General features: G+C 29.8%; 14 protein-coding genes. 8 read left to right on the top strand and 6 right to left on the bottom strand.

Annotation, left to right across the window (positions count from 1 at the left end; translation table 11 throughout):
- Nucleotides 1-83: 83 nt before the first annotated feature.
- The 3 genes from N456_RS15265 to N456_RS15255 all read right to left on the bottom strand — a co-directional run bounded on the left by N456_RS15265 (nucleotide 84) and on the right by N456_RS15255 (nucleotide 2,227).
- Nucleotides 84-452: a sulfite exporter TauE/SafE family protein gene (locus N456_RS15265; protein WP_062059087.1), complete on the bottom strand. Its 369-nt coding sequence runs from the start codon at nucleotides 450-452 to the stop codon at nucleotides 84-86.
- Between the two features lie 80 nt (nucleotides 453-532).
- Nucleotides 533-1,480, bottom strand: coding sequence for a lytic transglycosylase domain-containing protein (locus N456_RS15260; RefSeq protein WP_062059084.1), 948 nt, complete (start codon nucleotides 1,478-1,480; stop codon nucleotides 533-535).
- A gap of 75 nt (nucleotides 1,481-1,555) precedes the next feature.
- Nucleotides 1,556-2,227, bottom strand: coding sequence for an alpha/beta hydrolase (locus N456_RS15255; protein ID WP_062059494.1), 672 nt, complete (start codon nucleotides 2,225-2,227; stop codon nucleotides 1,556-1,558).
- Nucleotides 2,228-2,524: 297 nt separating this feature from the next.
- On the opposite strand from N456_RS15255, the gene N456_RS15250 reads away from it, so the two are divergent.
- Nucleotides 2,525-2,827, top strand: a complete 303-nt coding sequence (locus N456_RS15250; RefSeq protein WP_062059492.1) for a GNAT family N-acetyltransferase — start codon at nucleotides 2,525-2,527, stop codon at nucleotides 2,825-2,827.
- Between the two features lie 78 nt (nucleotides 2,828-2,905).
- On the opposite strand, the gene mtaB is transcribed toward N456_RS15250, so the two are convergent.
- Nucleotides 2,906-4,216, bottom strand: a complete 1,311-nt coding sequence (gene mtaB / locus N456_RS15245; RefSeq protein WP_062059081.1) for a tRNA (N(6)-L-threonylcarbamoyladenosine(37)-C(2))-methylthiotransferase MtaB — start codon at nucleotides 4,214-4,216, stop codon at nucleotides 2,906-2,908.
- Nucleotides 4,217-4,348: 132 nt separating this feature from the next.
- Here mtaB and N456_RS15240 point away from each other — a divergent pair, with 132 nt between their 5' ends.
- The 3 genes from N456_RS15240 to N456_RS15230 all read left to right on the top strand — a co-directional run bounded on the left by N456_RS15240 (nucleotide 4,349) and on the right by N456_RS15230 (nucleotide 8,447).
- Complete coding sequence (locus tag N456_RS15240; RefSeq protein WP_082422554.1) at nucleotides 4,349-5,980, top strand: ABC transporter substrate-binding protein; 1,632 nt, start codon at nucleotides 4,349-4,351, stop codon at nucleotides 5,978-5,980.
- Nucleotides 5,981-6,107: 127 nt separating this feature from the next.
- Nucleotides 6,108-7,211 carry a hypothetical protein gene (locus N456_RS15235; protein WP_062059078.1) on the top strand — a complete coding sequence of 368 codons (1,104 nt, stop codon included), beginning with the start codon at nucleotides 6,108-6,110 and terminating at the stop codon, nucleotides 7,209-7,211.
- A 141-nt stretch (nucleotides 7,212-7,352) separates the two neighbouring features.
- A complete protein-coding gene (locus N456_RS15230; protein WP_062059074.1) occupies nucleotides 7,353-8,447 on the top strand; it encodes a hypothetical protein in 1,095 nt (364 codons plus the stop codon).
- 68 nt (nucleotides 8,448-8,515) lie between these two features.
- Here the strand turns inward: N456_RS15230 and N456_RS15225 are convergent, their stop codons facing one another.
- Together N456_RS15225 and N456_RS15220 are read right to left on the bottom strand one after the other, a co-directional pair.
- On the bottom strand, nucleotides 8,516-9,697 hold the full coding sequence (locus N456_RS15225) for a GlmU family protein (RefSeq protein ID WP_062059071.1): 1,182 nt from the start codon (nucleotides 9,695-9,697) through the stop codon (nucleotides 8,516-8,518).
- A 183-nt stretch (nucleotides 9,698-9,880) separates the two neighbouring features.
- Complete coding sequence (locus N456_RS15220) at nucleotides 9,881-10,132, bottom strand: type B 50S ribosomal protein L31 (protein ID WP_025741669.1); 252 nt, start codon at nucleotides 10,130-10,132, stop codon at nucleotides 9,881-9,883.
- A gap of 174 nt (nucleotides 10,133-10,306) precedes the next feature.
- On the opposite strand from N456_RS15220, the gene N456_RS15215 reads away from it, so the two are divergent.
- From N456_RS15215 to N456_RS15200, 4 genes are all read left to right on the top strand, one after another.
- The gene (locus N456_RS15215; protein WP_062059068.1) at nucleotides 10,307-10,834 is read left to right on the top strand and encodes a DUF4199 domain-containing protein; all 528 of its coding nucleotides are present in this window, start codon (nucleotides 10,307-10,309) and stop codon (nucleotides 10,832-10,834) included.
- A gap of 3 nt (nucleotides 10,835-10,837) precedes the next feature.
- Nucleotides 10,838-11,785, top strand: a complete 948-nt coding sequence (locus N456_RS15210) for a glycosyltransferase family 2 protein (protein WP_062059065.1) — start codon at nucleotides 10,838-10,840, stop codon at nucleotides 11,783-11,785.
- A gap of 306 nt (nucleotides 11,786-12,091) precedes the next feature.
- Nucleotides 12,092-13,822 (top strand): phospho-sugar mutase, encoded by a 1,731-nt coding sequence (locus N456_RS15205; protein ID WP_062059062.1) that lies wholly within the window; start codon nucleotides 12,092-12,094, stop codon nucleotides 13,820-13,822.
- A 32-nt stretch (nucleotides 13,823-13,854) separates the two neighbouring features.
- A complete protein-coding gene (locus N456_RS15200; RefSeq protein ID WP_062059058.1) occupies nucleotides 13,855-15,684 on the top strand; it encodes an ABC transporter ATP-binding protein in 1,830 nt (609 codons plus the stop codon).
- Nucleotides 15,685-16,757: the final 1,073 nt, after the last annotated feature.

The raw sequence follows: 16,757 nt of genomic DNA, 5'->3' as shown, positions 1-16,757 counted from the left end.
TAGGACTCCTCTAATTAATACTAATTTAGTTATTTTTAGATCGTATTAATCTACACAATCCTAAAGAGTTTTATTGATAATTACTATTTACCAAGAATCATTTTAAAAGCAACTAATAATAATACACCTCCAAAGATTTTTTTTAGCAATACTTGATTTATAGATATTGCTAACTTACTTCCTAAATATCCTCCAACAATAAACGTCACTGCTATAATAATCGCATATTTCCAATTTACAAACCCTTCTTGATAGTAGTTATATGCAGCTAATAATGTTACGGGAACAGCTAATACCGCAAGGCTAGTACCTTGTGCCTCATGCTGAGAAAAATTAACCCATAGAATCAAAAGAGGGATCATAATTACACTTCCTCCTATTCCTAATGTTCCGCTAAAAAAACCTGCTAGTAATCCTATTAATATCAATGATATTAGTATCGAAGTATTCATTAGTAAAATTTAGTATTCATCACTTAGTAGTTCAGTAAAATATATATAAATCAGAAAAGAAACAGCTCAATAGTTTAAAACTACTGTCCTACTCCTGTTTTATAATATCCTTCCTTTGGAATTTTTACTAAATATTCCTTACCCGTAGCATTATTTAAATGAGCCTCTCTAAGCCAAGGGTTATGTAATTTCAATATTTTATAATTGATCTCATATTTCTTAGCAAATTCATTAAAATTGGCAACAGGTTCATCTATCAGTACATTAAAAGTAGGTATATGTGTATATAAATCCTCATCATTAAAGTTAAAACCATATTTCTTAGGATTGCTTAATATTTCTTTTACTGCTACAATTCTAAACACATAGCGACCCGTTTCTTCTCCTAATAAAAGATCATAATATGAGTTAACATCCTGTTTTTCTAATCGTCTGTTTACTCCTGCACTACCTGCATTATATGCTGCTGCTGCTAGAGTCCATGAGCCGAAACGCTTTTTTGCTCTTTTAAGATACTCGCAAGCTACTTTTGTAGATTTTTCTATATGATAACGTTCATCAACGTTTTGATTTACTTCTAACCCATACTCTTTTGCTGTACCTTTTAATATTTGCCAAAACCCAGTAGCTCTTGCAGGAGATACCGCCTGAGTTAAACCACTTTCTATCACTGCTAAATACTTAAAATCATCAGGGAGCCCTTGTTCTTTAAGGATTGGTTCTATAATAGGAAAATATTTATTTGCTCTCTTAAACAAAAGTAATCCATTAGATTGCCAATAGGTATTAACTAATAATTCTCTATCCATTCGTTCTCTTATATCAGGATTTTCTATAGGAACTAGTTCTCCTGAGAAATTGAGATTCTCTGGCATAGGAACTGCATAGACATTATAATCATTTACTAACTTCTCTTCTAAAACCTCTTGAGCTAAGGGTTTTTCTGGCTTTTCTTGTGTTGCATTAATTAAGATTCCAACGGTAAATAACACACCTAAAAAAGCTAAAACTTTTTTAATCATTTTCATTTCTTAAAGTAGATTTTTGAATGTAATTGGGGAATATATTTTCGTTATACAATATAACGCAAAAAAATCAATAATTTAATACATGTTTCCATTAATTATTTCTGGTAAATTTTTATTGAACCATTTTGCTCTATTTAAAATCATTACATGAGTCCCCTTATTAACTGTTATACATTGATCTATATTAGAGATAGGAAAAACAATATCTTTATTACCATGGATATGAATTACACCTTTTGGAGGTATTTCCTGATCCCAACATACTAACGTTTCTATAGCCCAATCTAGATACCTTTTATCATTCATCGATAAATACTTCTGATACAACACTGCTCGTTTTTTAGCAAAATCACCAAAAGCTAATTTCTCCCAATCTTCTATCTTAGATACAATTGATGTCGGCAATAACTTATATGCTTTTGTTTTTCTTGCCAATTTTATTCGTTTAGGGAACTCATGCCTAGTTTTTACACTTGAAACAATAATAAGCTTCTTTACTTTTAAGTGTTTGCACATCTCTTGTACTATCAACCCTCCAAACGAAACCCCAATTAAAACGCAATTTTCATGTTCGACTCCTTCACACATCCGTTTTGCATACTCCTCAATAGGTTCATTTTTATCAGGAATCTTCCACGGCAGAGTATAACATTTAAATTGATCTTTGGGGAGATCTATAAATTCAAAAATCGAAACATCTGCAGCCATCCCTGGCACAAAATAAACATGGCTAACTTCCTGCGACATAGGTATTTTAACAGTCTTATTAAAGTTTAAAATTCTAATTTTAGTATCTTTGTAGTCCAAAACTATACTATTACCTCATTGTAAAAAAGGAAATGTTAAGTTATTTTTTGTAAAAGGAAATCATTAGAACTAATAAATCTTAGTTAAACAAAGTTAGTCAAATTATAAAATTCAAGTAATTAACTATCATTTTTTTTAGTACAGTCTTCTTTTGTAAGATGATTGTTACAATAAACAAGAGTAATCCTTTGATATGTTTGGTATATAGTTTATAATTTTAAAAAGAAGATGGAAAACATGAGTGCTATTGAATTAGAAATCACGGATAACGAGTTTCTGAGACAATTCGAAACTACAATTGATGGTCAAAAAGCAAAGATTGAATATGCGTCACAGGAGAGGAAAATTTTTTTAACTAAGCTTATTATGAGTGAAGAACATATCGAAAAAGGCTATGAAAAGGATTTTATTATTGCTGTTTTCAATATTATCGAAGAACGCAATATAAGATTAGTACCTACTAGTCCTATTATTGCAAAATTTATGCGAAAAAATAGAAGAAAATATAAAGATCTACTTCCTGTAGGAATAAACATATAGTATGTAGCTTTATAAAAACTAAAAAATCTGCCTTAGTGCAGATTTTTTGGTTTTTAAAATCACTTAGCTCCAAAAATATTAAACAAAATCAAATCTTACCACTCCATCTTCATCTATTGCAATTAACTTTATAGCATGTAATGTATTGACATAAGACGGATTCCATGGCATTTTTACTTTTACATAATTTTCAGTAAAACCATGTATATACCCTTCCTTATTTTCTGACTCAAATAAAACAGTTCTTTCTGTACCTAGCTGACTTTCATAAAAAGCTCTTCTCTTCTTAGCAGACAATCCTCTTAGCATTTTACTTCTTTTCTTTCGTACTTCTGAAGAAACAACCCCGTCTAAATTAGCTGCAACCGTATTATCTCTTTCTGAATATGTAAATACATGAAGGTAAGATATATCTAATTGAGATAAAAAATTGTATGTATCCAAGAAATGATCATCTGTTTCTCCGGGGAAACCAACAATAACATCAACACCTATGCATGCATGCGGCATTGTTTTTTTAATCTTATGCACTCTATCAATATAAAGGTCACTAAGATACCTACGACGCATTAACTTCAATACTTCATCATTACCAGATTGCAAAGGGATATGAAAATGTGGAACAAAAGTTCTGGAATTAGATACAAAATCTATTGTTTCGTTTTTAAGTAAATTTGGCTCTATCGATGAAATCCGTAATCGTTCTATACCTTCAATCTGATCTAATGCCTTTACAAGTTCTAAAAAAGTATGTTCATGTTTCTTATTACCAAACTCTCCTTTTCCGTAATCTCCAATATTAACACCAGTAAGAACAATCTCTTTAATTCCTTTCTCAGAGATTTCTTTTGCATTTTTTAATACATTTTCTAAAGTATCACTCCTAGAAATACCTCTTGCCAAAGGAATTGTACAATATGTACATTTATAATCACAACCATCTTGTACTTTTAAAAATGCTCGAGTACGATCTCCTATAGAATAACTTCCTACATAAAAATCTGCTTCTTCTATTTCACAAGAATGTACTTCTCCAAATTCATTTTTAGAAAGATCTGTTATATAATCTGTTATTTTAAATTTTTCTGTAGCTCCTAAAACCAAATCCACTCCATCAACCGAAGCTAATTCTTCTGGTTTTAACTGAGCATAACACCCTACAGCAGCAACAAAAGCATCTGGATTTATCTTTTGAGCTTGCTTTACTATAGTTTTAAATCGTTTATCTGCATTTTCTGTAACAGAACATGTATTAATCACATAAATATCTGCATTATCAGAAAAATCTACACGATCAAAACCTTCATCCACAAAATTCCTAGCAATAGTAGATGTTTCTGAAAAATTTAATTTACATCCTAATGTATAAAAAGCTACTTTTTTTCTCATAAAACATAAGTGTCGTTTCCACAAAGGCAGAAATCTCTTTATATTTACCCCTATAACGTTAATATTATATTAAACTCTCATAGAATAAATTTTTAGGGTGCAAATATACCAACAATAATCCATTTACTAAAATTGAAATTCACTAGAAGATCCATCTCAATTAACTATATAACAATAGCTTACACTATAATAGCATTAACATCATGTAAAAACTCTTTTAATCAAAACAAAGATCATTTAGTGTTTCGCTATAATCAATACGAGAATGTTAGCTCATTGGATCCTGCTTTCGCTAGAGACGTCCCCAATATATGGTCTACAAACCAGCTATTTAACAGCCTAGTACAATTAGATGACTCCCTACATATAAAACCTGATATAGCAAAAAAGTGGAAAATCTCTGATGATGCTCTAAAATATATTTTTATTCTTAGAAATGATGTAAAATTTCACAAGCATAAAGAATTTAGAACTAAAGACAGTACTCGACTAGTTACTGCCCATGATTTTGAGTACAGTTTTAGCAGGCTTACAAATCCTAAAGTATCTTCTCCTGGAGGTTGGGTATTAAAAAATGTAGAAAATTATAAAGCTATTAATGATACAATATTTGAAATTAAACTAAAAAAACCTTTTCCTGCATTTCTAGGATTAATGAGTATGAGATATTGTTCTGTTGTTCCAAAAGAAATTGTAACATTTTATGGAAATCAATTTAGAGCCAACCCTATTGGCACAGGACCTTTTAAATTCAAAATGTGGGAAGAAAACATAAAACTTGTACTACGCAAAAATGAAATCTATTTTGAAAAAGACAATAAAGGAAGACAACTTCCATATCTTGAAGCTGTTGCCGTTACTTTTTTACCCGATAAACAAAGTGAATTTTTACAATTTGCGCAAGGTAAAATCGATCTACTAAACAGTCTAGATGCCTCATATAAAGATGAATTATTAACTCCTAGTGGAAAATTACGAGATAAATACAAGGATCGAGTACATATCAGTAAAGGCGCCTACTTAAACTCAGAATATCTTGGTTTTTATCTAGATACAGATAAAAAAGAAATTCAATCAAAATTATTACGAAAAGCAATTAATTATGGGTTTGACAGGAAGAAGATGATCACGTATTTAAAAAATGGTATTGGCACCCCCGCTATACACGGCTTTATCCCAAAAGGGATTCCTGGATACAACAACACCCCTGGATACAAGTACAATCCAGAGAAAGCCCGTCAGCTCATAGATACGTACAAAAAACAAACAAAAGATAATACCCCTACAATACGAATTGCAACAGACGCTAACTACCAAACTATTTGCGAATTCATACAACGAGAACTTGAAAAAATTGGATTGAATATCATTGTAGATGTAATGCCTTCTTCTACAATACGCCAAAAAAAATGGGCTGGAAAATTAGAGCTTTTCCGTGCTAGTTGGATTGCCGATTACCCTGATGCAGAAAATTTTCTCTCTCCATATTACAGCAAAAACTTTACTCCCAATGGACCAAATTACACTCATTTTAAGAATGAAACCTTTGACAAATTATACGAAGAAAGTTTTTTAATAACAGACATTAAATTAAGAGAGCAACATTATATAAAAATGGATTCCATAATTATAGCTCATGCTCCTATTGTTCCCCTATACTATGATCAAGTAGTTCGATTTACCCAAAAAAATGTAAAAGGTCTCACCAATAATCCACAAAACTTTTTAGTCTTAAAGCGAGTATGGAAAGAAAAAAATAACTAGAACAATCAGTTCTAGTTTGTTAAACATTCACTTTTAACCCTTTAATCTAGCTATTCATTATTTTTTTATATATTCGCAATCATTTTAAAACACGTTATCAATAAATAAATAAATTACCTCAAATCTTATGAAAAAAATTACAGCATTTTTATCTATTTTACTAGCACTTACATTCGTAGGATGTAGCAGTGATGATGATTCCAATACTAATACTAATAAAGACCTAAGTTCAGCTCTCCCTGATCCACAAGAAGAGACTGAATTAGATGCTAACAAAGTATCTAAAGACATCAAAATTAGAGGAGCAAAAAAAATTGAAGCTGCAGCACCTACTCCAACAGGAACTCTTGCTTTCAACTTAGACAAAACTGATCAATCTGCTTTTCTGAATAGTGGATTTGACATAGAATTTAATGCTCCTCAAAATTATAAAGGAGCATACCTACAAGTCTTATCTAAAGACGGAAGTCCTGCAAGTGAATATTTTGACATCCCTAGTAATTTCTATAGCTCTTCTTCTTCAAAAACTCTTCTAAATAAGAGTGCTAAAACAGAAGAAGATGAAAATGATTATAGAATTGAAGTAAATTTTGGAGCAAAAATAGCTCCTGGTAAATTCTGTTACGCTATTTGTATCTATGATGAAGATGGAAATATTAGTCAACCAATTCAGGTCTGTGTAGAAGTAGAAGCATGGGGAGGAAATACAAATTTTATCGGAACTTGGAATTACAAAAAACAAATAAAAGATAATACAACCACTATAAACGCAGGAGAAGAAAATTGTGACGATTATGAATACACCATAAATTGTAATAACGAAAGTACTCTTACTATCAATAAAGATTACTGTTACATTACTAATACATTACCAATCACATTTAATGCTGATGGAACATATGAATACACATCAAATGGAACAAATACTAGAATTGATTATGAAAAAACTCGTTCTACCTGTACCCCTACTTTTACTGCTGTAAAAAATGATTCATATTACTCTAAAGGATATTGGGCATATGATGAAGAAGAAAAGAAATTAACTCTAGTAGAGTTTGAATATAAAGACGATAATGGTAATGGAGATATCAGTGAAGGAACGAATGAAGATGGAGAGCTTGTATTTGATGGAAAAATAACATTAACAAATTCAGATTTTACATTAACAGAAAGCTATAATGATGGTAATGACAATGAAGTAGAAACATACCAATATTTCTTTTCTAAATAAAAAGAATAAAACGAAAAATGTATAAAAAAACGACTCGAAGTGAGTCGTTTTTTTTATATATCTTAATTAACATAATTTAGTAATTTATACCCTATAAATTCAGTTACATTTACGATATATAATTAATCAATTAATATATCAATGAACATCAATTTTATAAAAAAAACAAAACTACTCTCACCAATTATTCTAACACTTCTCCTAGCAGGCTGCAACAATGACGATGATACCAGTCTAAAAGAATCAAATAATATCGATTCTAACCCAAAGGAAGAAGTCTTACTAGACATCAATACGGTATCCAAAAACATTATAATTAATGGCTCAAAAAAAATCTCATCAACAGCACCTTCTCCTAAAGGAACACTTCCTTTTAAGTTAGACTACAGCAATCAATCAGCTTTTATGAATAGTGGTTTTCAAATTCCACTCGATATACCTTCAAATTACAAAGGAGCATATGTCCAAATTACATCTAAAAAAGGAGATCCTGCATCAGAATATTTTGATATTCCAAATACTCACAATAACTTTTCTTCTAATAATTTTGCAAACAAAACAACAGAAGAAGATAAAAATGAGTATACTATTATAATAAATTTCGGTTCCAAAATAACTGCTGGAAAATTTTGCTACACAATATGTATCTATGACGATCAAGGAAATATTAGTAAGCCCACCCAAATCTGCGTAGAAGTAGAAGACTGGGGAGGTAACACAACCTTTGTTGGGACATGGAATTATCAAAAACAGATCGAAAACAGCCTAACAACTACCTATATAGAGAAAGAAAATTGTGAAAACAGAAAACGTACTATAAAATGTAGTAATCAAGAAACCATCACTATTAATAACGATAATTGTAATACTATTAACTCCTTCTCAATTACAGCTAACGCAGATGGAACATATGAATACACTCGAGAAGATACTTTTAGACAAGTAAACAACTATACTACTCAAGCTAATTGTGATATCGTATTCACTGATTCACATAAATCAAAATATACCTCTAAAGGGAATTGGGCATATGATGAAGAAGAAAAAATACTTACTATGGTAGAATTTAAAAGCATACATGACAGAAGGAATGGAGACGTCACTGAGAGAACTAACCTAAATGGAGAACTTGTTTTTAACGGTGTAGCAACAATATCAAATTCTAAATTCTCTATAATAGAAGATTATACTATAGATGAAATCCCTGAAATAGTCAACTTTTTTTTCTCAAAATAACAGAATTTAACTCCAAATAAAAAAACGACTCTTTTGAGTCGTTTTTTTTATCATATTATGTATCTAAATTATGAATCATAACTCTTTCTCCATTGAGCAGTTTCTTCAAAAATATGGTTTAATATCTTTTCATCCTCCTCAGTAAACTCAATATCTCTTCTTGACATTACCACCTTAGCTACTTCAAACGCTTTTTTAGTCAAGTATGTAGTAAATCCAGAACTTCCTCCCCAACTATAACTAGGAATAAAATTACGAGGGAATCCTGATCCAAAAATATTGGAATTCACACCAATTACGGTTCCTGTATTAAACATAGTATTAATGCCACATTTAGAATGATCTCCCATCATCAATCCACAAAACTGTAATCCTGTTTTTGCAAAACCTTCTGTTTCATAACTCCACAAACGAACCTCTGCATAATTATTTTTAAGATTAGAAACATTGGTATCAGCTCCAATATTGCACCACTCTCCTAATACACTATTTCCCAGATATCCCTCATGCCCCTTATTAGAATACCCAAATAAGACAGAGTTATTCACTTCTCCCCCTATCTTAGAATAAGGTCCAACTGTAGTTGCTCCATAAATTTTTGCCCCCATCTTTACCACAGAGTAATCTCCTAGAGAAAATGGACCTCTAATTAAACTGCCTTCCAGAATCTTAGCATTTTTACCTATATAGATAGGTCCTTTACTAGCATTAAGAGTTGTAAATTCTAATTCTACACCTTCTTCTATAAAAATATTTTCTGATGCAATTACATTATTACTTTCAGGAATAATCTGGCTTTCTCTACCTTCTGTAACCAACTTAAAATCATCTTTGATTGCTTGATCATTTTTTGCAAAAATATCCCAAGTATACTGTATCTTTAAAACATCAAAATCACATCTAATAATCTCATAATTTTCAAAATCTACTTCTTTCCCTTCATTAACATAAAACGCAATAGGTTCATCATTATGAAAAATAGCTTGGTCTGATTTTAAAGTTTTAATTATTTCAACTAGTTCTTCCGATGGTAAGCAAGAAGCATTTATCATTACATTTTTTTCCAATTCTACCATTGGAAATTTTTCACTCAAATAATCCTCTGTTACTGTAGATGTAGAATACCCCAGATGTCTTTCCCATTTCTCACGAATAGTTAATATCCCGACCCGAATTTCTGCTACTGGTCTAGTATATGTAAACGGTAATAACGCATTACGCGAAGCTCCATCAAAAAGAATATAATTCATGGTTTTATTTCAAAAAAAAATTAATAATTATTCTAAGATTAAATCGTTGCAAAAATAACTACGTTAATGGTAATAATACTGTTGTTTGCCGAATTTATTTGCTCAATAAAATTTTGTCAATTTTTTTTTGACAAAAAAAAAGCCTTTCTGTACAGAAAGGCTTTTTGTATATGTACTACTAAACTATTTCTTGAATTTAGCATATTTATTTTTGAACTTGTCAATACGACCTGCTGTATCAATAAGTTTTGATTTACCTGTATAGAAAGGATGAGAAGTTCTTGAAATTTCTAATTTCACTAACGGATACTCTACACCATCAACTTCTAGAGTTTCTTTAGTATTTGCTGTAGATTTAGTTAGAAAAACTTCATCGTTAGACATATCTTTAAAGGCTACTAATCTGTAATTTTCTGGGTGAATATCTTTTCTCATTGTATTATTCTTTTCTTTTTTCGAGGTGCAAATTTAATCATTATCTTTAAAATACCAATAATAATATTATATTTTTATTGATTTTGTTTAAAATTTCTTTTTTTCAATCCTTCCTGTAACAATTTACTATCTTTGTGTACTTATGGTTTATAAACAACCAAAATAGCGATATACATGAAAAATGCAAAAGTTTCTTCGAAAAAAACAATTATAAATAACGGAGTATTATTAGGTATAATTTCAGTTTTACTTGGAGTAATAATGTATGTAACAAATACATATACAGATCCTCACTGGGTATATAATCTTGTTGGTTTTTTGGTTATTATTGGTATTATAACCTATGGAATAAAATCATACAAGACATCTAATAATGGATATCTAACGCTATCAGAAGCTATAAAAATTGGGCTAGGGATTGCTCTTATTGGTGGTATCATTGGTGCTATCTGGTCTCTTACAGTAACAACAGTAATTGAACCTGATTACACACAACAAGTTCTTGAAGTACAAAGAGAAAAAATGATCGAAACATATCCTGATTTTTCTCAAGAACAAATTGATCAAAGTATGTCTATCGCAGAAAAGTTGAGCTCTCCATTTGTTAGTATTGCACTCTCGATAATCGCTAGTTTATTCTTTGGATTTATTATTTCTCTTATTAGTGGTCTAATTATGCAAAAGAAACAAGATTTATATTAATTTATGAATATATCTATAGTCATACCATTGCTTAATGAACAAGAATCCCTTAATGAATTATACAATTGGATTGCAAAAGTTATGCAATCCAATTCTTTTTCCTATGAAATTATCTTTATTGACGATGGCAGTACAGATCATTCTTGGAATACTATATTACAATTATCCAAAAAAGACGAGCACGTAAAAGGTATTCGTTTTTTAAAAAATTTCGGAAAATCTCAAGCACTACATGCTGGTTTTAAAGTTGCCAAAGCCGAAGTAGTTATAACTATGGATGCTGATTTACAAGATAGTCCCGAAGAAATTCCGGAGCTATACAACCGTATTACCAAAGAAGGATTTGACCTAGTTTCTGGATGGAAAAAGAAACGATATGACTCTGTTATAGCAAAAAATTTACCTTCAAAATTATTTAATGCAGCTGCAAGAAAAACATCTGGAGTAAAATTGCATGATTTTAATTGTGGGCTAAAAGCCTATAAAAATGATGTTGTAAAAAACATAGATGTTCATGGAGAGATGCATCGATATATTCCTGTACTCGCTAAAAATGCTGGTTTTAATAAGATTGGAGAAAAAGTAGTAGTACACCAAGCTAGAAAATATGGCAAAACCAAATTTGGTATGAGTCGATTTATTAATGGTTTTCTAGACTTAATTACTATCTGGTTCATGTCTAGATTTGGAAAAAGACCCATGCATTTTTTTGGTCTTATCGGCACATCACTTTTTATAATAGGTTTTTGTTTTTCATTATATCTAGGAATAGATAAACTTTTTATAGAAACAAAAGGAAGATTAATTGCGCAACGTCCAGAATTTTATATTGCATTGACTTCTATGATTCTAGGAACGCAGTTTTTTTTAGCAGGATTCTTGGGAGAAATTATGTTAATAAGCAAACGAGATAAAGAACGATATCATATCGCAGAAAAAGTACATCTTTAAAACTATTCTTTATATATTATAAGAATCAAATTTTAAATCAAAAATATCAGTTTAATTAAAAATATTATATCTCAGAGTTTTTTTGTCTAAAAATATTATAATTATAACACCCTAAATCACTTCAAAACACTTATTTAAGACACATAAGATCAGGAAAAAATGAGGATATATATCAGTATTAACTAAAACATCTAAATATTTGACTTATAAGCTTAATTAATCTAAAATCAAATACTTAGATAAATAATAAGCAATACCTATCAACAATACTCAAAATATAGTATTTTTACAACTAAAATCATAAGAATGCAAATCACAGATTCTGATATAAATACAAGGGTTGAAGAGTGGTTAACTCCTGTTTTTGACACTTCTACTCAAAAAGAAATTCAAAATTTACAGCATAGTAATCCAAAAGAACTAAAAGAAAGCTTTTATAAAGATCTAGAGTTTGGTACCGGAGGTATGCGTGGTATCATGGGAGTAGGAACCAATCGAATTAATAAATATACATTAGGAAAAAGCACTCAAGGGTTAAGTAATTATATAATTAAGCAGTTTCCTAACGAACAACCTAAAGCTGTGATCGCTTATGATTGTAGAAATAACAGTGATACTCTGGCACAAATAGTCGCTGATGTTTTTTCTGCAAACAATATAAAAGTATATTTATTCTCTAGCCTACGCCCTACTCCAGAATTATCTTTTGCGGTAAGAGAATTAGGATGCCATTGTGGCATTGTATTAACCGCTAGTCATAATCCCCCAGAATATAATGGATATAAGGTATATTGGAAAGACGGAGGACAACTCGTCCCTCCTCAAGATCATGAAATTATTTCAGAAATAAATGCTTTAAAATATTCTGATATTCAATTTAAAACCAATGCTGATCTTATACAAAAAATAGATCAGGAAATTGACTCTGTTTTTATCGATGAAAGTGTGAAAAATGGAAGTTTTGTAGTTGACCAACAAGCAAAAGATGACACCAGAATTGTATTTACATCTTTGCATGGTACTTCTATAACAGCAGTTCCTGAAACTTTAAAAAAAGCTGGATATAAAAATGTTCATATTGTAAAAGAGCAAGCGGAACCAGATGGTAATTTCCCTACAGTAAAATCTCCAAACCCTGAAGAACCTGAAGCTTTAGCTATGGCTATACAATTAGCAGAAAAAGTTAATGCAGATATTGTAATTGGTACAGATCCTGATTGTGATCGGTTAGGAATAGCTGTTCGTAATAATAAAGGAAAATTACAATTATTAAATGGAAATCAGACTATGATTGTAATGACCTGGTTTCTTTTAGAAAATTATAGGAAACAAAAAGGTTTTAAAGGAAATGAATTTATTGCTTCTACCATTGTATCTACACCAATGATGCAAAGCTTAGCTAATGCTTATGGAGTAGAATATAAGGAGGTCTTAACTGGCTTTAAATGGATTGCTAAACTAATCAAAGATTTTCCTAATAAAAATTTTATTGGTGGTGGTGAAGAAAGTTTTGGGTTTATGGTAGGTGATTTTGTAAGAGACAAAGATGCTGTAACCGCTACCCTACTAGCTTGTGAAATAGTTGCTTTTTCTAAAGCAAATAGCGGCTCATTTTATAATACATTATTAGAATTATATACCAAATATGGATTCTATAAAGAACACCTCGTTTCATTAGTAAAAAAAGGAATTGACGGAGCTACAGAAATCAAACAGATTATGATAGATCTACGAAATAATCCTCCTAAACATCTTAACAATGAAAAAATAGTCCTAATCGAAGATTATCAAACTAGTATTGTTAAAAATATTCAAGATCACACAGAAAATACTATCGATATCCCAAAATCAAATGTTCTGATATTTTATACTGAAGAAGGAAGTAAAATTGCTGTTAGACCGAGTGGAACAGAGCCTAAAATAAAATTCTATATGAGTGTACAAGAATCAATTCTTTCAATTGATGATTTTAATACAACACAACAACATTTAGATAATAAAATTGAAGCTATCAAAAAAGATTTAAAGTTAACTTAAACAACAGTAAACCACTGTTTAGTATATTATTAATGAATTATTTTAAACAAATTATTCGCTTTGCGAAGCCTTATAAATTATACGGAATTTTAAATATTATATGCAATATTTTTTATGCCTTATTTAGTACATTATCCTTTCTTGCTCTAGTTCCTGTTCTCAAAGTATTGTTTAATACCGAAAAAGAAACTGTATATTATCAACCTATTTGGGATGGAATAAAAAATTCTAAAGCTTATTTAACTGATTCTCTTAATTGCTTTATTGTAGACAATATGGCAACACAGGGTAAAATGGCTGTACTCACCTATATGATTGTTGGAATTATTGTAGTCTTTATGCTGAAAAACTTTTTTAATTACCTAGCAATGTACTTTATCACATTTCTTCGTAATGGCGTATTAAAGGATATAAGGAATGAGCTTTATGAAAAATCCGTTAGTCTACCTTTATCATTTTTCTCTGAAAAACGAAAGGGAGATACTATAGCAAGAATATCTACCGATGTTTTAGAAATACAACATTCTTTTCTTTCTATTTTAGAATTAATTGTAAGAGAACCACTTACCATAATATTTACACTTGCAGCAATGCTTTTTTTAAGTACTAAACTTACATTATTCGTATTTATATTCATTCCTATCTCTGGTTTCTTAATTTCACTAATTGGTAAAAAATTAAAAAAACACTCAGATAAAGTTCAAAAAGAACAAGGTTTCTTTCTTTCTATTGTAGAAGAAACTTTAGGAGGCTTAAAAGTTATTAAAGGATTTAATGCTGAAAAAATATTTGAAAATAAGTTTAAAGAATCAACAACTAGATTTAACCAATTTTCTAACACCCTTCTTAATAAGCAAAATCTAGCATCTCCCACTAGTGAATTCTTAGGTATCTGCGTAATTGCAGTATTGTTATGGTATGGAGGTAATCTTGTATTTATCGATGGAACTTTAGAAGCCGAAATGTTTTTAGCATATATTGGATTAGCATATAACATTCTTACCCCTGCAAAAGCAATCTCTAAAGCTAATTATGGTGTTAAGAAAGGAAATGCAGCTGCAGAGCGCGTACTAGAAATATTAAATACAACATCCCCTCTAAAAGATAAACCCAACGCTATAGAGAAGAAAGAATTTAATACTGATATTTCTATAGAAAATATTTCTTTTAAATATGATGATGAATATGTATTAGATGATTTTACGTTAAAGGTTCCAAAAGGTAGTTCTGTAGCATTAGTAGGCCAATCCGGAAGTGGTAAATCTACTATTGCCAATTTAGTCACTCGATTTTATGATATAAATAAAGGATCCATTAAAATAGATAACACGGATATCAGAGACTTAACCAAACACTCTCTTAGAGATTTAATGGGGTTAGTAACCCAAGATTCCATATTATTTAATGATTCTATAAAGAATAATTTATTAGTTGGAGATATTACCGCATCAAATGAAGAAATAATTGATGCTCTAAAAATAGCTAATGCTTGGGAGTTTGTAAAAGATTTGCCTAAAGGTATTGACACAAACATCGGTGATAGTGGAAATAAACTTAGTGGAGGGCAAAAGCAACGCTTATCTATAGCTAGGGCAGTATTAAAAAATCCTCCTATTATGATATTGGATGAAGCAACCTCAGCACTAGATACCGAAAGTGAACGACTAGTACAATCTGCATTAGAAAAGATGATGAAAAATAGGACTAGTATTGTAATTGCACATAGATTATCAACAATACAAAACTCAGATTTAATTGTTGTAATGCAAAAAGGAAAAATTGTAGAGCAAGGTACTCATGATGAACTTATTTTAAAAAATGGAGTATATCAAAAATTAGTAACCATGCAATCATTCGAATAATAATAGTAACAACTCAACCTATCAAATCGCAAAAAAAATAATAAAGCATAAAAAAAAGTGCTTTCGCACTCTTTTTTATGCTTTAGATTATCACACAATTAAGGTGGCTTATTTTAAAATCGAATTACACATTTATATAATAGTTTTACATTTTGGGGGAAATGAAAAATAAAATTATTAATGTTTTATAAATATAATATATATTTTAAAATTTAACAATAAAAAAACGTCATTTATCTAGAAAAAAAACTTTTAATCCATCAAAAATACAGTTAAACCGTAAGTACAGTAATACTTAACCTACAAGATAAAATATAGATAGTTATAAACTATAGTAGTAAAATAAAAAAGAGTGCTTTCGCACTCTTTCTCTTCACACAAATCATCTTAATTTAAGGGGCTTACTCTAAAATTAAAAACTCACTTTTATATAAACTTTCATTTTGGGGAGAATGAAAGAACTAAATCAATATTACACTCCAAAGATACTATTATTTTTGATTAAACCAAACAAAAATAGCTTTTTATCTATTTATTTTGCTTTTTAACATGAAAAATGATTTAAAATCAAAAAAAAGTAATACTATTCCTACTTTTTTAAATATAGAAAGATAAAGTTAAAACACTAATAAATAAAAAAAAGAGTGCTTTCGCACTCTTTCTCTTCACACAAATCATCTTAATTTAGGGGCTTACTCTAAAATTAAAAACTCACTTTTATATAAAAACTTTCATTTTGGGGAGAATGAAAGAACTAAATCAATATTACACTCCAAAGATACTATTATTTTTGATTAAACCAAACAAAAACAGCTTTTTATCTATTTATTTTGCTTTTTAACATGAAAAATAGTTTTAAATCAAAAAAAAGTAATACTATTCCTACTTTTTTAAATATAGAAAGATAAAGCTAAAACACTAATAAATAAAAAAAAGAGTGCTTTCGCACTCTTTCTCTTCACACAAATCATCTTAATTTAGGGGCTTACTCTAAAATTAAAAACTCACTTTTATATAAAAACTTTCATTTTGGGGAGAATGAAAGAACTAAATCAGTATCACACTTCAAAGAT

Source organism: Aquimarina longa SW024 (assembly GCF_001401755.1).
Taxonomy (GTDB): Bacteria; Bacteroidota; Bacteroidia; order Flavobacteriales; family Flavobacteriaceae; genus Aquimarina; species Aquimarina longa.
Note: the sequence above shows the minus strand (reverse complement) of the source record. Positions and strands in the feature narration are given on the sequence as shown.

Coding starts and splice junctions, on each gene's coding strand:
- N456_RS15265 (WP_062059087.1), bottom strand. CDS start 452: ATGAATACTTCGATACTAATATCATTGATATTAATAGGATTACTAGCA.
- N456_RS15260 (WP_062059084.1), bottom strand. CDS start 1,480: ATGAAAATGATTAAAAAAGTTTTAGCTTTTTTAGGTGTGTTATTTACC.
- N456_RS15255 (WP_062059494.1), bottom strand. CDS start 2,227: ATGTCGCAGGAAGTTAGCCATGTTTATTTTGTGCCAGGGATGGCTGCA.
- N456_RS15250 (WP_062059492.1), top strand. CDS start 2,525: ATGAGTGCTATTGAATTAGAAATCACGGATAACGAGTTTCTGAGACAA.
- mtaB (WP_062059081.1), bottom strand. CDS start 4,216: ATGAGAAAAAAAGTAGCTTTTTATACATTAGGATGTAAATTAAATTTT.
- N456_RS15235 (WP_062059078.1), top strand. CDS start 6,108: ATGAAAAAAATTACAGCATTTTTATCTATTTTACTAGCACTTACATTC.
- N456_RS15230 (WP_062059074.1), top strand. CDS start 7,353: ATGAACATCAATTTTATAAAAAAAACAAAACTACTCTCACCAATTATT.
- N456_RS15225 (WP_062059071.1), bottom strand. CDS start 9,697: ATGAATTATATTCTTTTTGATGGAGCTTCGCGTAATGCGTTATTACCG.
- N456_RS15220 (WP_025741669.1), bottom strand. CDS start 10,132: ATGAGAAAAGATATTCACCCAGAAAATTACAGATTAGTAGCCTTTAAA.
- N456_RS15215 (WP_062059068.1), top strand. CDS start 10,307: ATGAAAAATGCAAAAGTTTCTTCGAAAAAAACAATTATAAATAACGGA.
- N456_RS15210 (WP_062059065.1), top strand. CDS start 10,838: ATGAATATATCTATAGTCATACCATTGCTTAATGAACAAGAATCCCTT.
- N456_RS15205 (WP_062059062.1), top strand. CDS start 12,092: ATGCAAATCACAGATTCTGATATAAATACAAGGGTTGAAGAGTGGTTA.
- N456_RS15200 (WP_062059058.1), top strand. CDS start 13,855: ATGAATTATTTTAAACAAATTATTCGCTTTGCGAAGCCTTATAAATTA.